The 18,093-nt window shown below is 48.8% G+C and carries 22 protein-coding genes; 5 read left to right on the top strand and 17 right to left on the bottom strand.

Translation table 11 applies throughout. The annotated features are described in order from the left end of the window. The first annotated feature begins 448 nt into the window (after positions 1-448). Entirely contained in the window at positions 449-727 is a 279-nt protein-coding gene (locus GOM71_RS14265) for a translation initiation factor 2 (RefSeq protein ID WP_156282196.1), read from the top strand. 366 nt (positions 728-1,093) lie between these two features. Beyond that, positions 1,094-1,588 carry a C40 family peptidase gene (locus GOM71_RS14260; protein WP_173275630.1) on the top strand — a complete coding sequence of 165 codons (495 nt, stop codon included), beginning with the start codon at positions 1,094-1,096 and terminating at the stop codon, positions 1,586-1,588. Between the two features lie 68 nt (positions 1,589-1,656). On the opposite strand, the gene GOM71_RS14255 is transcribed toward GOM71_RS14260, so the two are convergent. The 7 genes from GOM71_RS14255 to GOM71_RS14225 form a co-directional block, all read right to left on the bottom strand. Beyond that, positions 1,657-2,172, bottom strand: a complete 516-nt coding sequence (locus GOM71_RS14255) for a hypothetical protein (RefSeq protein ID WP_156282193.1) — start codon at positions 2,170-2,172, stop codon at positions 1,657-1,659. A gap of 267 nt (positions 2,173-2,439) precedes the next feature. Further along, positions 2,440-2,952, bottom strand: a complete 513-nt coding sequence (locus GOM71_RS14250; RefSeq protein WP_156282191.1) for an acyl-CoA thioesterase — start codon at positions 2,950-2,952, stop codon at positions 2,440-2,442. Positions 2,953-2,969: 17 nt separating this feature from the next. Further along, positions 2,970-3,932, bottom strand: coding sequence for a nucleoside hydrolase (locus GOM71_RS14245; RefSeq protein ID WP_156282189.1), 963 nt, complete (start codon positions 3,930-3,932; stop codon positions 2,970-2,972). A gap of 103 nt (positions 3,933-4,035) precedes the next feature. Continuing rightward, the gene (locus tag GOM71_RS14240; protein ID WP_156282187.1) at positions 4,036-4,794 is read right to left on the bottom strand and encodes a glycosyltransferase family 2 protein; all 759 of its coding nucleotides are present in this window, start codon (positions 4,792-4,794) and stop codon (positions 4,036-4,038) included. Next, positions 4,791-5,771 carry a CgeB family protein gene (locus GOM71_RS14235; protein ID WP_156282185.1) on the bottom strand — a complete coding sequence of 327 codons (981 nt, stop codon included), beginning with the start codon at positions 5,769-5,771 and terminating at the stop codon, positions 4,791-4,793. The genes GOM71_RS14240 and GOM71_RS14235 overlap by 4 nt, the downstream gene beginning before the upstream one ends. A 24-nt stretch (positions 5,772-5,795) precedes the next feature. Further along, on the bottom strand, positions 5,796-6,440 hold the full coding sequence (locus GOM71_RS14230) for a polysaccharide deacetylase family protein (RefSeq protein WP_156282183.1): 645 nt from the start codon (positions 6,438-6,440) through the stop codon (positions 5,796-5,798). Then, positions 6,437-7,417, bottom strand: a complete 981-nt coding sequence (locus GOM71_RS14225; RefSeq protein WP_156282181.1) for a CgeB family protein — start codon at positions 7,415-7,417, stop codon at positions 6,437-6,439. Before GOM71_RS14225 ends, GOM71_RS14230 begins: the two co-directional genes overlap by 4 nt. 98 nt (positions 7,418-7,515) lie before the next feature. Between GOM71_RS14225 and GOM71_RS14220 the strand changes: the two genes are divergently transcribed. Continuing rightward, complete coding sequence (locus GOM71_RS14220) at positions 7,516-8,136, top strand: polysaccharide deacetylase family protein (RefSeq protein WP_156282179.1); 621 nt, start codon at positions 7,516-7,518, stop codon at positions 8,134-8,136. Here the strand turns inward: GOM71_RS14220 and GOM71_RS14215 are convergent. Next, positions 8,123-9,103: a CgeB family protein gene (locus tag GOM71_RS14215; RefSeq protein WP_156282177.1), complete on the bottom strand. Its 981-nt coding sequence runs from the start codon at positions 9,101-9,103 to the stop codon at positions 8,123-8,125. The genes GOM71_RS14220 and GOM71_RS14215 overlap by 14 nt on opposite strands. 75 nt (positions 9,104-9,178) lie before the next feature. Further along, a complete protein-coding gene (locus GOM71_RS14210; RefSeq protein ID WP_156282175.1) occupies positions 9,179-9,904 on the bottom strand; it encodes a polysaccharide deacetylase family protein in 726 nt (241 codons plus the stop codon). 105 nt (positions 9,905-10,009) lie between these two features. Between GOM71_RS14210 and GOM71_RS14205 the strand changes: the two genes are divergently transcribed. Further along, positions 10,010-10,333 (top strand): hypothetical protein, encoded by a 324-nt coding sequence (locus GOM71_RS14205; RefSeq protein WP_156282173.1) that lies wholly within the window; start codon positions 10,010-10,012, stop codon positions 10,331-10,333. A 109-nt stretch (positions 10,334-10,442) separates the two neighbouring features. Beyond that, complete coding sequence (locus GOM71_RS14200) at positions 10,443-11,084, top strand: metal-dependent hydrolase (protein WP_156282171.1); 642 nt, start codon at positions 10,443-10,445, stop codon at positions 11,082-11,084. Between the two features lie 64 nt (positions 11,085-11,148). Here the strand turns inward: GOM71_RS14200 and GOM71_RS14195 are convergent, their stop codons facing one another. From GOM71_RS14195 to pucL, 8 genes are all read right to left on the bottom strand, one after another. Continuing rightward, positions 11,149-11,421, bottom strand: coding sequence for a HesB/YadR/YfhF family protein (locus GOM71_RS14195; protein ID WP_156282170.1), 273 nt, complete (start codon positions 11,419-11,421; stop codon positions 11,149-11,151). Between the two features lie 41 nt (positions 11,422-11,462). Continuing rightward, positions 11,463-12,233 carry a metallophosphoesterase gene (locus GOM71_RS14190; RefSeq protein WP_156282169.1) on the bottom strand — a complete coding sequence of 257 codons (771 nt, stop codon included), beginning with the start codon at positions 12,231-12,233 and terminating at the stop codon, positions 11,463-11,465. A 73-nt stretch (positions 12,234-12,306) separates the two neighbouring features. Beyond that, a complete protein-coding gene (locus GOM71_RS14185) occupies positions 12,307-12,672 on the bottom strand; it encodes an ArsR/SmtB family transcription factor (protein WP_367649611.1) in 366 nt (121 codons plus the stop codon). 345 nt (positions 12,673-13,017) lie between these two features. After that, positions 13,018-14,055, bottom strand: coding sequence for an adenosine deaminase (gene add / locus GOM71_RS14180; RefSeq protein WP_156282167.1), 1,038 nt, complete (start codon positions 14,053-14,055; stop codon positions 13,018-13,020). Positions 14,056-14,080: 25 nt separating this feature from the next. Beyond that, entirely contained in the window at positions 14,081-15,337 is a 1,257-nt protein-coding gene (allC, locus tag GOM71_RS14175; protein WP_156282165.1) for an allantoate deiminase, read from the bottom strand. After that, complete coding sequence (locus tag GOM71_RS14170) at positions 15,334-16,716, bottom strand: allantoinase (protein ID WP_156282163.1); 1,383 nt, start codon at positions 16,714-16,716, stop codon at positions 15,334-15,336. Before GOM71_RS14170 ends, allC begins: the two co-directional genes overlap by 4 nt. A 42-nt stretch (positions 16,717-16,758) precedes the next feature. After that, positions 16,759-17,127, bottom strand: a complete 369-nt coding sequence (gene uraH / locus GOM71_RS14165) for a hydroxyisourate hydrolase (RefSeq protein ID WP_156282161.1) — start codon at positions 17,125-17,127, stop codon at positions 16,759-16,761. A 2-nt stretch (positions 17,128-17,129) separates the two neighbouring features. Further along, positions 17,130-18,089 carry a factor-independent urate hydroxylase gene (gene pucL / locus GOM71_RS14160; protein ID WP_156282159.1) on the bottom strand — a complete coding sequence of 320 codons (960 nt, stop codon included), beginning with the start codon at positions 18,087-18,089 and terminating at the stop codon, positions 17,130-17,132. Between the last annotated feature and the right edge of the window lie 4 nt (positions 18,090-18,093).

The raw sequence follows: 18,093 nt of genomic DNA, 5'->3' as shown, positions 1-18,093 counted from the left end.
GGTAAAACCGATACATTTCATTTGATCAAATTCATTTCATGTTGTCTTGTCTAGATCAATTCTATCTTTTGTTTATAATAATCTTTTGTTTATAATCGTTTTTATCGTTCATGACGATTTAATAATTCGTCTATCTTTTATTTAATTGGTCACGGATTTATTCAATTGATAAATTTCAGAAGCTTTCCTAAATAGCTTATTTAATTGCTTTTCAATTGTAGTTATTGTTTTATTTAGTTTTCATAACTTGTTGTGTATCTTAGTAACTGAATCCATCTTTTATTGGCTCCCATTTTTCGTTCCTAAATGAAAGCGTTTCCACAATCGACAATCTTATTCACCCAAGCCTAGTGAAGTTGAACAAATATCAATGGGCTCCAACTCCGCCCAAACTGCATATGCTATTATGATCGATGATGACCATATCCCTTACAGGAAGGATTTGACCATGGATTATAACAATAAGAGATCAAAGGATCTGTCCACTCTAAGGGATATCCAGATCGCTAAGCTCGCGTTTATTGGAGCATCCATAGCTACTTTGGGAGATGGAATTGGAGCAGTAGCAGCTGCTTTAGCTTTGGAAGCTTTAGAAAACCCCATTGATGACGAACGTTCATCTAATCAAGCCCCTCAAATGAAGCAAATCGAAACGACTCAACATCAGTTGGATTACTTTATAAATGAGTTAATACAAATTAGAGAAAGCATCAATCGAGTTATTTAAATAAAAGCTTAGATAAGGTTTGGTCTAGATCAAGATCAGAACCTTATCTAAGCTTTTATATTTTATATACATAATATAAGTTATGTTAACAAAGGCTATTTTAATACAATCACTATATCTATCTTTTTAACCTCTAATATAGCCGCATTCAATAATGGAAGCCCTTACAAAGATGATTTTGTCAATCTGTCCAAAATTAATGTTCTTTCATCTTATTTTAATAAACCGAGTTTTCCCCATATAAGACAAGCATTTTAGCTCCCATTAGTAAATGATGGGACTTTTTTGTGTGTTATGCTAGTCTCAGTTGATCGCCACTAGACCTCAGACCTACAAAATCTACATAAATTACAGGAGGTAATTACTATGAACAACAAAAAACAAAACTTTATGAAAACAATCGCAGGTATCGGACTAAGCCTTTCAATTGCCCTTGGCAGCGCAGCAGTTGCCGCGCCGCAACAAGCGCATGCCGCTATCAGCAGCTCGAAAGCGAATGCAATCATCGCAACCGGTAAATCTTTCTTAGGCAAGCCATATAAATTCGGAGCGCCTTCAGGCATCACTTCTTCATTTGACTGCTCTTCTTTTACTCAATATGTATATAAAAAACATGGCATTAGCTTGCCGCGTTCGTCCAAAGATCAATCCAAAGTCGGAATTAAAGTGTCCAAAGCTAATCTTAAAGCCGGCGATCTCGTATTCTCCGATACGAACCGTGACGGCGTAATCAATCATGTCAGCATTTATATTGGCAATGGTAAATTACTGCACACGTACAAAGTTGGTATTGGCGTAACGATCTCGACCTTTAAAGGCAGCGCATGGGACAAGACTTATGTAACAGCGCGCCGCGTATAAGAAAGTATTCCCCATCTCTCGCGGAAATAAACAAAACTCCAGGTCATCGTGCCTGGAGTTTTGTTTATTTATTTTTCTTCTGTCGTTAATTCCCGAGCAAGCTTTTGCAATCGTTGAAATTGTTCATAAAGCTGGAGCAGCTCCGCTTCTTTCGCTTCCATTTGTAGAGTCAACTCATTCATTAAGATGTGCAGACTCGCTTCGTCGAGCTTATCGTGTTGTTCCCTGGCGTCATTTTCGTCAATATTAGACTGATCTTCGCTAGAAATTTTTATATACCTGCTGCATCCAAACGTAACGATTGCCCATTCATCGGCTTCTTTTCGTCCGGTTTCCTTATAAATTTCCACATACGCGTCAAAAACCGCATTCACCATTTTGCGATAATCCCAATTGACCACAGCGATACTTTGTTTCGCTCTGGAAACAGCGCGAAGGAGCTGAAAATCATTCAACTTGCCGCGTTCCGACTCAACGCGCTCGATTTCATGAATTAAATAAGGATACGCTTGGCGAAACAGATCCGATACCGCTGCAAATTCCTCTTTTGTAATCATCTTCGTAATCGTATCTTCCGCTTCCATCTTCTCATCCCTCTCTTGCCATACATATCATTATAATAGGTTTCGTAGCAAGAGGCCAATTTCAGAACCTTCCAAGAATGACTTTTAAACGTATGTCAGCTATACTGTTAAATAAAGTTCATCATGAAAGCTGGTGCGTCAATGAACGGTCGAAAAGCGGTTTTTACGATATTGGGCATTTGTTTTGTACTCGCGTTATTCGTCTATCTAATGATTCAATTTGCAATAAAGGCGCAGCAATAATAGCTGCGCCTTTCACATTATCGGTTACTCCCAAGGTTGTTTAACTGTCAAATATCCTGCGAATTTTTTGCTTTCTTCTCTGCGTACTCTGCGCATCTCGGCGCGATGCGGAGCGGTTTCGAACAGCTTCAGTTCTTCCTCTGTTTCCGGAATGACACGCGGAACCGGGATTGGCTTGCGATTCTCATCCAGCGCAACAAAAGTAAGAAATGAAGTGGCCGCAACCATTCGTTCCCCGCTCAACAAATCTTCTTTAATGACCTTAACAAATACTTCAACCGATGTTCGGCCGTTCCACGTAACGAACGATTCCAGACTTACGGAATCAGAAGGCCGGATCGGCTGCAGAAAGTCGACGGAATCGGTAGATGCCGTTACGACGGGGCGCCGGCAATGTTTAGTCGCTGCGATGGATGCGATATCATCAATAAATTGCATCAGCTTGCCGCCGAACAGCGTATTGTGATTGTTGACATCTGTAGGAAATACGCGTGAAGTTTTGTAGCATCTGGATTCTCTAATATATCGTTGTTCCATGGGTTTCCATTCCTCTCTTATTGGTTGCTGGCGAAGACGGATAGCAGGCGTTTCATCGCCCGGTCCTCATCTACATGCAAGCAGAATTCGATTTCGCGGCCGATTACGGGACGATACCTGCGATCGGCTATAATCATTCCGGCAGTCATATCATGGCCGCAGTCAATGGCAGCGTTCAACTTTTGCGTATGTACGAGCGTTGAATCAATGGCTACTAGCACTGCTAGCGGATCATGCATCGGACATTCGCCGATGAAACCGTTCGACTCCTCATAAAATCTCATGTACCATTCCATCGAATGCTTTAGAAACCGGATTATCGCTAGTTTGTCATCCGGCGCATTGGACTCCAGGACATCTAAATGCTGTCGCGAAAGCAATACTTTCATCGTGACATCAAGTCCTACAACGGTTAATGGAAGCGGCGATTCGAACAGAATGGCAGCCGCTTCAGGATCGCCATAAAAATTAGCTTCGCTGACGGGCGTAACATTGCCAGGCGCGAAGACGGTGCCTCCCATAATGACAACCTGTTTAATCATTCCGGCAATGGAAGGATCTTTTTGCACGGCCGCAGCGACATTCGTCATTCTGCCTACCGGCACTATAATAAGTTCTCCGGGAAACTCATGAGCTTTGCTGATTATAAAATCTTCTGCCGATTGTGCAAGCGCCTTCTGTTCGGACGGCGGCAGCTCGACATCGCCGATTCCATTATGTCCATGAACATGGATGGTAGGGCCGCCGTATGCGCGTTCGAGCGGTTTGGCCGCTCCGACAGCAACGGGCACTTCATAGCCGCAGTTAGCCAGCTTGATCAGTCGGAGCGTATTGTCCGTCGCTTGTCCGACATCAATGTTGCCGAATACTGTCGTTATGCCAACGACTTCGATTTCCGGCGACAATAATGCGAATAGAATAGCCATCGCGTCATCGATGCCTGTATCGACATCAAGCAAAATTCGTTTTTTGTGTGTCAACTGTATACGCCCTCCTCTCTATCCATCCATTGTATACGAAGATAGCGAAGGATTCCAAAAGGAAATGAAAAAACGCAGAATCGTTAACATAACATATTATATGTTATGTTAACGATTTGAATATACTATTTGGCAATCCCTGTTTCTTTTCAGCATATTTGCGGTAATCTGCCCCTTTCAGATTAACGACCTTGCTTTGCGAAATCAGTTGTTTGTCGCTAATTTTCCAAGTATGCCCTTTTTTGTCGGTACGTCTAATGATGACATAATTGCCGCAGTCGGTAGCGTAAATCCGATAGCCGGCTTTCTTGCTCCTTTGCAAAAATCCGACCGACTCCCCAAGGGAAATGTTTCGAAAGCGGATTTTTTCGAATACTCGCTTCTTGCTTAGCAATGTAGCTCCGGCAACTTCTGTGGTGAATCGATTTTGTTCAGTCGGATAACGCAAGATGAGTTGGCCGCTCGATTCCAAATAGATAAGGCATGCCCGCTTCCCGATAATATCGGCTTTCGTCCTGTACATCGCTTCCAGCTGTTTGTCCAAATAGCTGGGCGAATAATAATCGTCGTCGTCAAATCGGGCGATATGCTCATATCTGCTTTTGGATACGGCATAGTTCAGACAATAGCCGAGCGATGTTTTCTCCGGCAGCTGATAGACGGAAACCGGCAGCTTCTTGTCGCTCGCTTTTTTGCGATAATGCGCCAATTGCATCGAATCTTTGTTTAGAACAATGATAAGCTCCTTCGCTGCGTGGCGCTGCCTCATAAAGTTAGCAAGCAGCCGGTCGAAAAATTGCGGACGATTGGTGCTTGCAATGACGGATACAGGAAGCTTGGCAGCAAGCTGTTTATGCTTCATCTCAGAATCCCTCTGCTTTTTAAAGTGGTGATCAGTTGGATTGCACGCCATTTGTAGGAATGCTTAAACGCCGCTTTCCTTCCTGCAAGCCGAATTCGATTCCGCTCCTTAGGGTTCTTCAAATAATAGCGGACAAGCCGCAGGGTGTCGGATTCAGAGGCGGAAACGACAAGATGCTTGCCCGGTTGGAACAATCTGCGTATTTCAGGCGTGTCGTTGGTTAACAGGAACCCTCCTGATCCTAAAATTTCATAGGTGCGCTGCGTCACCTGCGTTAGCTGATTTTGCAGGCCGATTACGATATCCGCTGAATTGTATATTTTGTGAGCGTTCGTATAGTTCACATAACCGTGTTGCCAGCTCTTCGGTACGGTTGCTCCAATCGCGGGCAGCGGCTTCTCCCATTGTTTGCCCCATATATCGACGCGAATATTATTTTTCACAAGCGGTCGAATTAGGGTGCTCAGCGAGCGAATCCGATAGTGATCCGGGTACTTGTTTAAAATGCGTGAATAGCCGTTGGCTACCAGAGCCAGCTTGCTTCGATAGACTTGCCGCGGCTTGCCGTTGCGATGAACTTTTCGATGATAGCCAAAGTCCAGATGAGCGGCTTTAATGCCGAGCTGCTCGTATTCCTTGACCATCCTGCGGCAAATCGTAAATACGAAGCTGGGCTTTACTCTCCGGACATAAGGAAGCGTAAACGTTTCGTGATGCGTCGGGTCCTCCGTTGCCCAATAGACATGCGGAATGCCGCTAGCGCCTACAAGCTTTCGAACGAGCAGCTGTTTGGAAGGGTCATGCTCGGACGTCCATCCAAGCGAAATAATAAGCTGCGGCCGAAAATCGCGAAGCAAGGCTTTTAATTTACTGTATGTTAATGCCCCGGATATTTTCACCGTATGGCCGGCATCACGAAAGCCATTTGGCAGGCCGTGAATCCACATCGGGTGACTCTCCAGAAAAAGCACCTTCATCAGGGCTGCCTCCTTTAATCCAAATTAAAGCGCAATTTGATACCGATAGGAACGGCGCGACAAAATCCGAAATTGATAGCCTTGTTTGCGCAGCTCGGCTACTATTGCGGGCAGCGCTTGAATAGATAGCATACTGAAATCATGAAACAATACAATAATGCGTGATTTGCCGGACGCAGCCTTGAGTACTTTATTAATAATCTGTTCTCGGCTTGGGCGTGGACGCACTGAATCGCCAGAATCGATCGTCCAATCAATATTCACATATCCTTTGCGCGCCAGGTGACGCATAATGGAAGCCATCATTTTTTTGCCGCCGCCATGTCTTACGCTTTCCATGTTGTTTGTTCCGCCCGGGAAACGATAAAGCTTGGTTTTCTTACCCGTGTAACGAAAGAGCAGCTCTTCCAACCGTTTGAAGTCTCGCAAAAAATGGCGTTTCGAGCGATAGATCGTCTCGGTCTGATGGGAATAGGTATGATTTCCGATCGCGTGGCCGTCTCGGATAATTGTGCGATAGATCTTTCGGCCTCTTGCGCTGCTGTCTCCAATTACAAAGAAAGTGCCTCTCACTTTCAATTGATGAAGAATGCGCAATAAATAAGGCGTATACGCAAGCGGACCGTCATCAAACGTAAGATAAGCGATTTTACCAGTAGTTGCAATCATCGAATGACCCCGCTTTTCTTTAGTTCCTTCATCAGAGCAGCAGCACGCAAACGATAATGATGCTTTGCAATCGTGATGCGGCCCTGTCTGCGTACTCGCTCCCGCTCCTGCGGATGACTCAAATAATAGCGAGCCAGCTTCAACGTTTCCTCAGCCGAACGGGTCAACAACGCATCGACGCCGGATTTTACGATTTTGCGCACGCCGGGCGTATCTGTCGTAAGCAGCAAACCGCTTGAGCCTAAAACTTCGTAGGTGCGCTGCGTTGCCATATCGGTATAGTTTTGCAAGCCGATAATAAGCTTTGCCGAGCTATAGACTTTATAGGCGTCCTTATAGGCAATGGGTCCCTTAATCCAACCTCCCGGAATTTGCTGCCCTAAATACGGCTTCATGCGCTCCCAGTTGCGCCCATAGAATCGAATGCTCATCCCGCTTTTGACTATCGGACGTATAAGCAGTTCTATCGCTTTACGGCGGTAAAGCTTCGGGTATTTGGCGAGCACGTCGGGATAGGCGTTCGCTACGACCGCAATGTCCGAACGATAGTTTCGCAGCGGCTTTACTCTTTTATGAATACGCGGATGAAACCCGAAGTCCAGCACTTTTGCCGAATAACCAAGCTTGCGAAACCGAGCAGCGGCTTTGCCCGAAATAGTAAACGTATAATCCGGTTTCATACGCTTCATTAGCGGCAACGTAAAAACGTCCGTAAAATTCGGATCTTCCGTTGACCAATACACAAGCGGAATGCGATATCGGCTCGCCATGCTGCGAATGAGGAGCTGCTTCTCCTTTGTTTGGTCTGGCCCCCAGCCTACCGAGATGAACAAATGCGGCTTAAAATCGCGAATCCATCCTGTGAGCGATCTTCGCGTCACCACTCCGGACATCCGAACGGCATGGCCTAGCTCCCTGAGTCCGTCAGGCAGTCCGTATCGCCATAAATGGCCTCTTTCGAGAAACAAAATGTTCATTGCATCACTCCGTCTGGCTGATCTGGACCCGTATCCAATCAATCGCGGTAATAGCGCTCATATATTACAACTATCGTTAGGAGGCGAAGCTGAACAGCATGATGACTAATACGAATGCGTACTACCGTGTGATCACTTCATCAAAAATAGTTGCCCTGACATTTGATATCGGTTGGGGCAAAGTAATGCCGGCTCGCGTCTTGCGCGTGTTGCAGCGGTCCAATGTAAAGAAAGCGACATTTTTCGTAGCCGGCGGTTGGGCGCAGGAACGTCCGGTAACGTTAAGGCGTATTCGGTCGCTGGGGTACGAAATCGGTTCGCACGGCTACTTGCACGAAAATTACACCGTTCACACCAATGCATGGATAATCCGTCAGGTGCGAAAGACCGAGAAAGCGATACGCGCTGCCTCTGGCGTTCGATGCCGGCTTATTCGCACGCCGAATGGAGATTTAAACGCCCGCGTAACGGCTTTGCTTGCGAAGCTGGGGTATCGAACGATCCATTGGAGCGTCGATTCGCTCGATTGGACGAATCCGGGCAAGGAAACGATCGTTCGCCGTTCCACTCATAACGTCAGAGCCGGAGATATTATACTGCTCCATGCAAGCGACACCGCACAGCAGACAGCTGATGCGCTGCCTGCCATCATTCGCAAACTTCGGGCAAAAGGCTTCCAATTTGTTACGGTATCTGAACTGATCGCTAATGCGAGATGATGTTTCGTTTACGCAGGACAGTTAGCACGTAGGCTGCCCGCTTCTCATACGAATGCGCTTTGGATGCGCGAATTGCGTTGCGGCGAATGCGCTGTCTTGCCTTCGGCAGCTTATTGTATTTGTGAATGAGCTTTTTCGTTTCTTCTTCCGAGGAGGTGACAAGAAGCTCTTTTCCCGGCTTGAACCAGCGCCGGACTTCAGGCGTATCGTCAGTGATTAGAAGTCCGCCTGAAGCCAATATTTCATAGGTTCGCTGAGTCAGCCGATCCGCTGCGTTTTGCGGACCTAGCACATAATCAACGGAACTGTATACTTTCATCGCTTCTTTGTATGGCAAATAACCATGAATGCGTCGTGACGGAATCGGCTTGGAAAATATGCGTTTCATTCCATTCCAATATCGTCCGTATAAATTAACGTTCAGCCCCAGCTCCAGAAAAGGATTCGTTATTTTTCTTATGGATTGAAATCGGTAATGGGTAGGCTTTATACGATATAGTTGCGGGTATCCATTCGCCACCATCGCTGCTGTGCTTTTATATTTCGCTTGAACGGGCATCGGCTTATGCGTATCTGGATCGTTGCCGAAATCAAGATGCGCAACCGATATGCCCAGCTTGCGGAAACGCGGGATTGTTTTACGATGAATGGTAAATACGAAGTCGGGTTTTGCGCGGCGAATTAGCGGTAATGAGAAGGTGTCCGTATACCCCGGGTCCTCCGTCGACCAATAGACATGCGGGACTCCCGCAAGCTTGGCGAGCTCTGCAATGCGGCGCTGTTTCCAAGCCCGGTTATTAGCTGGCGTCCAACCGACTGTCATGATAAAATCCGGCTTAAAGCTTCGCAAGGTCGAAGGGGATACTTTGTCTGGCGCAATTGTGCAGACTTGATGGCCCAATCTGCGAAATCCGTTAGGCAAGCCGTGTATCCACATCGGATGGCTTTCTAAAAACATGATCCGCATTCGTTTCCGTTCCCCCTTTCTGAACAGGCAATTCTATTGTATTCATGCCTATCTGCAAAAGGTATAGACGATAGCCTAGTATAGCTTTGTTCTGCCCGATTGTTTCATAAGCCCGGTGACCGTTGTGAAGCGATAGCCTTTGCGCCGCAGCCCGGAAACAATTCGCGGCACGGCGCGAAGCGATTGCACCCACGGATCGCAGGCATGCAGCAGCACAACCGCGCCGGGAAACGCTTTGGGGACAACGCGATACACAATGGCAGACGTCTGCTTCAGCTTCCAATCGAATGAATCGATATCCCAATGCACAATTGTCTGCCCCATGGATTGAAGCTTGCGGGCGACTCTTGCGTTTATTTCGCCTCCAGGCGTACGAATCATATTCGTTCGAACTCCTGTCGCGATCCGAATCGCTCGTTTGGCCCGTTTAACCTCTTTCTCGATCCAGCTGTCGGCGTATAAAGGATAATTGCGATGCAGATAGCCATGGGAAGCGAGCTCGTATCCCTTTTTTCTGAGCAGCAGCGCAATTGACGGATGCTGTGCGGTCCATTCTCCCGTCAGGAAAAAGGTTGCCTGCTTTACTTTCAGCCGTTGCAGAAGCTTGATCATTCGCATTGGCACGCTGCGGCCTTCGGCGATATCGAATGTTAAAGCGATTATTTTCTTGTTCGATGATTTTCTGCCCATTCGTTTTTTTATTATCGTCATGGCGTGCGTTCGCACGCTCCTCTCCATTGGCTGAATCGTTATATACGCCGTATTGTATTCAATAATCGAATGAAAGCGACGGGCGCTCACCTACCGTTTCGTATATTTTGCCGTTCGCCTGACTGTAGCCGCGAGGAATGTTATACTGTTAATTATTAATGCCATTAGACAATTGGGATAGGAGAGTTAAACCGAATGAACAACAAGGAAAGAGACCAATACATAATCGAAAGCTACAAACGTGACGAGCAAACGATGATTCTCATCTTCGCGCAATGGTGCGTCAACAATAATATCGATGCTGCAGAGCTTTATGCGAGCGCCTACCCGGGACAAACAGGCAACGCAGCGTTAGAGGAAGCGATGGCCTCAACCGCTCCGCGCGAGGAAGCTGCCGAGATCGATGATGATACGGTGCTGACCGTATTGTCCTTGTTTCATAACGAAGAGCTTGCGTTTGCCGTAACCGAACAAATTGCCCTTCGCGAAGCGGGTAAAAACCGTAGAGATAGCGAATAGAATCTTCTGCGTTCAGACTATTGTTCTTGCGATGTCTTTCGACTATACTAATAAATAGAACACATGTTCGATCAATCGATATGCTGCATCGTCAGTCACAGGAGGCTCTATGAAAGGCTCTACACATTTAGCGATCGGAATCGTGATCGGCGCTGCCGCTGCCGCCTATTACCCCTTTACTCCGCTTAATGCAGCAGCATATGTGGGTGTAGCCGCAGTGTCCGCATTAAGCGCCGATTTGGACGGACCAAGCATTTTAAGCTCGAAGCTAGGCAAGCTTTCCAAGCTGCTGTACACTCTTGTCCACGGAGGCGGCTGGCTGCTCGTCGGCGCGGTCGCATATCTCTATGCAGCCGATCATTACTTTAATTTGAAGCTTGCGATCTTCTCGATCGCAGCGCTATTAACGGGATTGTTCGCCGGGCGCGGCGCAATTCGCAACTTTCTCGTTACGGTCGTCGGGGGCGGACTGCTGTACGGAGGCGTGTTATCGAACATGGCATGGCTAATCGGACTCGGCCTATTTGTCGGTATCGCGCCATGGCTCAAACATCGCGGAATGACGCATACGGTTTGGGCGGTTATCGCATGGGGTGCGATCGGCTATGGACTGGAGCGGGAGCTGCAGCTGGAAGGCATTATGCGAGTTGCGGTTATAGGCTATGTTTCGCATCTGGTTGCGGATACGTTAACGCCAAGCGGCGTCAAATGGCTGTATCCGATCTACAAGAAATCGATCAAGCTGCTATAACGATACGAAAAAAGAGGCTATTCCCAGAGTCGAGCTTTCGACGAATCCGGGAATAGCCTCTCTTCTATTTTACGAATACAATGCTGTCATTGCGAAGGTCGATAGTCAAATCCTTGCCGTCCATATACCATGCGTCGTTCTCTTCCATATAGAAGTGAATGCCGTCTTGCACCGTGCTGACCGCAGGGTATCTCGCCGTATCTTTCATTATGCCGAACGAGAAAGCGTCCTCGCCGCCGCCGCTGTAACGCACGTAAATCCGAATGCTGTCCGAAGGCTTAAATCCCCAATCTTCCATAAATCGGGACGTTGCTGCAGCCGTAACATTCATTTTCATATCTGTCACCTCTTCCCTTGGTCTCATCCCGTTATCGGCTTTTAAAGCTGGTGTACGGTCACTTCGCTGCGAATTAAAAATCGGGCGTTAGGACCGGCCTGGCTAATTCCTTTAGATATATAAAATACGCCATAACGGTTTTCATGAAGTCCTTTAATGATTCCGTCAGCCGCAAGCTTGCCTTTACGAATATATCGAAACAGAAACGGAACATGAAACTGCATCCCGTGAAAATGCCCCGCCATCAAATAGGCATAGCGGTAATTGAGATGAAGCACGAGATTCGGATCGTGCGTCAGAACGATTACCGGCTTTGCCGGATCAACATGCTGAAACGCTTGTTCAGGCCGGCTTTTCTTGCTGCCATAATCGTCAATCCCAACGAGCTGGAAGGGACCTGCGTCAAAGCATTCATTGTTGAGCAGGCGAATCCCGGTATCCAGCAGCATTTGCTCAAGCTCCGCCTTATGATGCGGCTTCAGCCGATGATCATGATTGCCAAGTACGGCGTAGACCGGAATGCCGCACGATGCGACCGCTTCCAAATAACGACGGGCTTTCGGCAAAGCGCTGCCGTTTTGCGTAATGTCGCCTGTGATAAAAATATATGACGGACTCTCTGTCTCAATCAATCTTTTTATCAGGGCTGCGCTAATCCGAATTTTCTCCACATGAAGATCGCTAATTTGCAGCATCTTTATGCCAAGCCCCGCGTCATGTCGGATCCGTTCCACTTTAAGCCATTGCGTCGGGAAGATGAACAGCGCATAAATAACGATAAGAACTATAATTGCTGCAATCGCATATTCCATTCCAATATCACCCGCTTCAAGCATAACCTATTGCGGAGAGCCGTTTCAAGCTCGCAGGCCGCTCTGGACGGCGTCACCCGTGATGCAAATGCTGCAGCGTCTGCGTGAAAATTTCTTTCACATGATCGTCGTCAAGCGAGTAATAGACGGTTTTTCCAACCTTCCGGCGCTTCACGATTCGAACGTTGCGCAAATAACGGAGCTGGTGCGATACAGCCGATTGCGCCATGTCCAGCACAACGCATAAATCATGGACGCATAGCTCGTTCTCCAGCAGTGCATATATCATTTTCACCCTTGTCGGATCGCCAAGCGCTTTAAACAGCTCGGCCAATTCGACGGCTGTTTGCTCCTCAACCTTTGCCGATCGCAGCTGATCCCCGCCTTCTGCCGTTCCGATGCAGTTGTCGTCACATTGTTCCTCGATCCATTTATCCACCCATGCACCGCCTTTCCTTTCGTAAGCCTTATTATAGCAGAAAATAATTGTTGCTGCCCCGTCAGTCTAGCATCACGACTACTCCCTCGCAATTGCTTTGTGCACGGCGAAATGTAATCATTCGAGGGTCATAACGATAAGGTTATCGATTGTAATTGGTATAACAAATCGAGGAAACAAAAAAAATCTAAGGCCGAATATGGCCTTAGATTTGGAGGTCTCAAGCTCAGATAGCAATATTAGGCCGAAAACGGCCTTATATTGTAACGCTGTGCAACAGCGCTATTCGGACATTCAGGCGTTCAATCAAATAAATAAGACTGCCGCGCAGCGATGTTTATCCGTCTATAGACCTTCATGCTCCAATAACCGCTCAACCCGTTCAATAAGCCGGGCTTTTAACGGCTGCTCAAGAAATGCCGCAGCTGCGCCGTTGCGAATCAACTTGCCTAGCTCCTCCATCGACAATCCGCAGCGTTCATACAGCATGGCATACTCTAACGTAATCGACGTGTCGGACACCGTCAGATTGTCGGTATTGACGGTTACGGCAATGCCTTGCTCTAAAAAAGATTTTATCGGGTACGACTCCCAGTCCGCAGCTGCCTTTGTTTGAATGTTGCTGACCGGACAAAGCTCAAGCGGCGTTCCGGTTCTGCGAACGAGCTCGATCGCTTCCTGCTCACCATCGATTCGGATGCCATGACCGATCCGATTGGCTCCCAGCTCCTTTATGGCTTCAATGACGTTTTGCGCGCCGCCCGCTTCTCCAGCATGAATCGTAATCGGAAGCTCATGCCGTTTCGCCAAATTGAACAGCGGACGATGCAGATGAGGCGGGAATCCCGCTTCATCGCCTGCCAGGTCGACAGCAACCACGCCATTACCATAATAACGACTGGCCGCCTCGATAACGGCCGCGTTGCGTTCATAGCTGTCGTGGCGCATGCAGATTAGTATCGATCTTGCCAGAACCCCGAATGTCCGTTCCCCTCGCGCAAGTCCATTGTTAACATGGTTAATAATCTCCTCGAGCTCCAGCCCTCCCACTGTGTGGAGCAATGGCGCATATCGCACTTCAATGTATAAGCAATTTTGTTCATCCGCTTGTTGAACCGTATCAAAGGCGACTTGCTCCAGCGCATCCCCGGTTTGCAGAAACGGAAGCACAAAGTCGAACTTGCTTAAATAGTGACGAAGATCGGTACAGCCGGAATCAATCTGCATCCAGGGCGTCAAATCACCGCCGTCCGTTATCGGCAGCTTCTTGCCTTGCCGTTCGGCTAACTCCTGAACGGCGCTTGGCTTCACGCTGCCGTCCAGATGCAGATGAAGATCCACTTTCGGAAGACGTTTTAGACGCTCCATCAGCTTCTCTTCCATTTACTCACCTCCTGTCGGTCTCTCATTAAGGCAGTTTACCCTCATAAGCCAATTCATAGAGCAGCGCCGCCAATACGGATACCCCGTCGGCGAGCTCTTCAGCGCTCGTATATTCGAGCGCCGAGTGGCTGATGCCGGCTCGGCTCGGAACAAACAGCATTGCGGTTGGGCATACCGCTGTGAGCAGCTGCGCATCATGCCCCGCGCCGCTGGGTATCGTACGAGAGGCAAGGGACAGATCAGCGGAAATATGCTCAAGCCGATCGATCAGCTGCGAGTTCATCGGCGCCGATTTCGTGTCAAGCCATGGCGAAATTTGGATGTCCAGCTCACGCCAAATGGCAATTTCCTTAAACTTGGCGAGTACAGATTCACTGAACTGTGAGAGAATCCGATCATCCGTATGACGAATATCGACCGTGAAGCCGACAGAGCCGGGTACAACGTTTGGCGTATTCGGCGCGCAGTCGATCCTCCCGACCGTTGCGACCAGCGGTTCGCCCGCAGCTAACGCGTCCGCTTCAAGCTGAAGGATCATCTCGGATACGCCGATAAGCGCGTCTTTTCGCATATTCATCGGAGTCGTGCCGGCATGATTCGCTTCGCCATGCACCGTAACCGCGTATCGATGCTGACCGACGATCGCATCGACGATGCCCACCCTTTTTCGCTGCCTTTCCAGCACCGGCCCTTGCTCAATGTGAAGCTCCACGAATGCGGCGATATCGGCTCGAAGACTTTCCGGCTGCTCCGGTTTTCCGAAGCCTGCGCCCAGCATCGCCGCTTCAAGGCTAACGCCTGAATTGTCAAATATGCGATCCGCCTTGCCGATCTCGTAAAGTCCGGTCACATTGCCCGATCCCCAATATGCAAGCGGGAAACGGCTGCCTTCCTCCTCGCAGAACGATACAAGCTCAAGCGTATAAAGCGGATCGCCGTAAGTTTCTTTCAAATAGACTAGCGCCGCCAAACCGGCAGCAATCCCGTACGCGCCGTCGTAACGGCCCCCAGACACGACTGTATCAATATGCGACCCGGTCAATACCGCTTTGCCGCTGCGGTTCGTGCCTTGCAAAGCGCCGTATAAATTGCCGACACGATCAAATCGAGTGTTCAGTCCTTGCTCTTCCATTTTTTTTGCAAGAAACAGCTGTGCGTTGCGCCATTCCGGCGTGTAAAGCAATCTCGTTACGCCTCCGTTGCCGTCATCGCCAAAAGCAGCCAATTCCTGAAGCAGCGATGAGACGAACAAAGCGGTCTCTTGTTTCATCGGCAGTCTCATAACGGCGTCACCTTCCGTCCTCGGCAGTCCTCATGTATGCCCAAATCCGCATCGTAGGCTACTTGTCCTCTAACGAGCGTCATTGATACCTTGCATTTGAATTTTCGGCCGACGTAGGGGCTGTGCTTATGTCGATAAAGCAAATGAGATTCCGTTAATGTATAAGCAGTGTTCGCGTCCACAATGGCCAGATCGGCGTCAGACCCTTCGGCAATGACCCCTTTCTGCGGATAAATGCCGAACCTTTTTGCCGGTCCCGCGGACAGCAGTTCAGATATAACAGTGATCGGAATTTGACGCTCGATCCATCCTTCGTGGAGCATAATCTCCATGCTGCTCTGCGCCCCGGAAATACCGCCCCATGCCTCGAAAAAGGTGAGCGAATCGCCGCATTTTAATTCAGGCGGGCATGGCGAATGGTCGGATGCGACGGCGTCCAGCTTGCCTTCGCGAATTAATCGCCATAAGCCTTCTTTTTGCTCATTTGCGCGAAGAGGCGGCGCGCACTTGGCGAGAGCGCCTTTGTCCGCCATATCATCCTCCGTCATCGCCAAATAATGAGGACAGGTTTCAACCGTTACCTCAAGTCCCTTTCGCTTCGCGCGCTCGATCAGCTCTACCGCTTCCACACTGCTAATATGGACAAAATGGACGTTGCATCCTGTCAACTCCGCGAACAGCAGCGCTTTGTTGACCGCTTCGAGCTCGGCTACGACCGGTCTTGATGCAGCAAATGCCCGCGCGTCGGTCCGGCCTTCAGACACCGCTTTGGCAGACAGCGTCGAAGTGATCGAATCGCTCTCCGCATGCAAGGCGACGAAGCCGCCGATTGCAGCTATTTCCTTCATTCCTTCATACAGCGTCCAATCGTCCGCCTCGCGGAATCGGCCTTCGCCTTCCCCGCCAGGATTGGACATAAACGCCTTGAAGCCGCGAACCCCCGCTTCGGCCATCGGCTTCATCTGATCCAGCTTGCCCGGCACTAATCCTCCCCAGAGCAAGTAATCAACAACTGAACTTTCCGAAGCGCGCTTTTCTTTATCGCGCAGTGCGTCGAGCGTAACCGTAGGCGGATTGCCGTTTAACGGCATATCGACGTATGTCGTGCAGCCGCCCGCCGCAAGCGAAGCGGATCCGCTCTTAAATCCTTCCCAATGCTCGAAATTAGGCTCATTGAAATGAACATGAATATCGACCATGCCGGGAAGCACATAGCGGCTTTTCGCGTCTATGACTGCTCCAGCCGCCTGCTCCGCTTCCGCCAGCGACTCCGTAATGGCGGCAATTTTGCCGTTGCGAATGCCGATGTCCAGCTTGCGCGCCTCGCCTGGCAAAACGACAATTCCGTTTTTGATAATAAGATCGAAAGGCGCATTCATCTAACATCAGCCTCCTTGACATCAGGATCATCTCTTTATTTGTTAACTGCCGCGATAGGTGCTGTATCCTCCTGGCGCAACTAGCAGCGGGATATGGTAATGATCTTCGCTATTCGTAATGAGGAAACGGATCGGAATCCGGTCAAATATTAAAGTTTGCGATGCAGATGGATGGCCGGGTCTTCGGAAATAATCGCCAGCGAAAAAAACGATCTCGTAAACGCCTTCGGTGATCGTCTCGCCTTGCGCAATCGGCGAGTCCAGCCGCCCGTCGCCGTTTGTTACGCTCGCCGCAAGAAGCGACAGCCCTCCGTCTTCTCCGATCCGCCACAGCTCAACGGCAATGCCTGAGACCGGCTTGCCTAATGCAAGATCAAGCACATGCGTCGTGATTCTACCGTTTGCAGCCAAATTCAACCCTCCTCAGCCAAATCTGCTTTCGTCATCGTAAAGCCTTGAAAGCCGAACGGCGGCCTTGGCTCCGTATACACGGCCGCTTGAGCGTTCGTTGCTCCGTTTGCGCTTACGACCGTTTCCCACGTTCGATTGTTCGATTCGAACCGAACATCTTTCAGTTGCGGAAATCTTGCCAGAATACGCCGTCCAATTTGATAAATCAAATGTTGGATGGAAGGCGAGTTGCTTTCATGAAATACTTGCCCGGCAATATCGCGAATCTGCTCGGCCGGAACATATTGCTTGCAACTGGCGTCAAGCGCATGTTGCTCGATTTCATAGCGCCAGAACAAAGCAAGAAATATAAATAAAGGACGGTCAAAGCTCTCAGGCAAGCTCGTATATTCATCGCGTACAAAACCGTAAAAAGAGCTCCCGCTCACCTTAATTAATTGCACGTCGCATACGCTGGATTCGGCTTCAACCGTCTCAATCGCTCCGTCTATGCTTCGGGCAAAAGTCATTGCTGCGCCTGCATGCTCGTTATGCGAACTGCGAAAGACGAGGCCGCTGTTCTCCATATCCGAGCTTCCCGCGATTTGAACGTCATGGAACGGAATTCGGTCAGCGCTAATCTCCAGCTGATCGATGTGAGCATATCGATTCATAAACAGCCGGCCGATATGTGAAAGCAGCCCTTCCGTCGTGCTGCCCTCGAAATCGGCCGTGTGGCGCAATATAAAATTTTTCATCGAATCGGTTGCCACGACTAGCGAATTGTCTCCTGTCACGAATGAATCAAGAAGCGGCTCTCCGCTGACGGCGAACCGGATATGATGGGCAAAAATAACATTTTTATCGCCTGAAAAAGCAGATTCCGCAATAGGTTCAACCTCCAGTGGAGCAGCATAAGTACGATAAGACAGAACATCTCCTTTTCCGTAATAAAGCGTGCGTCCGCTGCGAAGCTTGAGCATAGGC

This window comes from Paenibacillus sp. NEAU-GSW1 (assembly GCF_009737085.1).
In the GTDB taxonomy this organism is placed as follows: Bacteria; Bacillota; Bacilli; order Paenibacillales; family Paenibacillaceae; genus Pristimantibacillus.
This window is presented reverse-complemented; position numbering and strand designations above follow the sequence as displayed.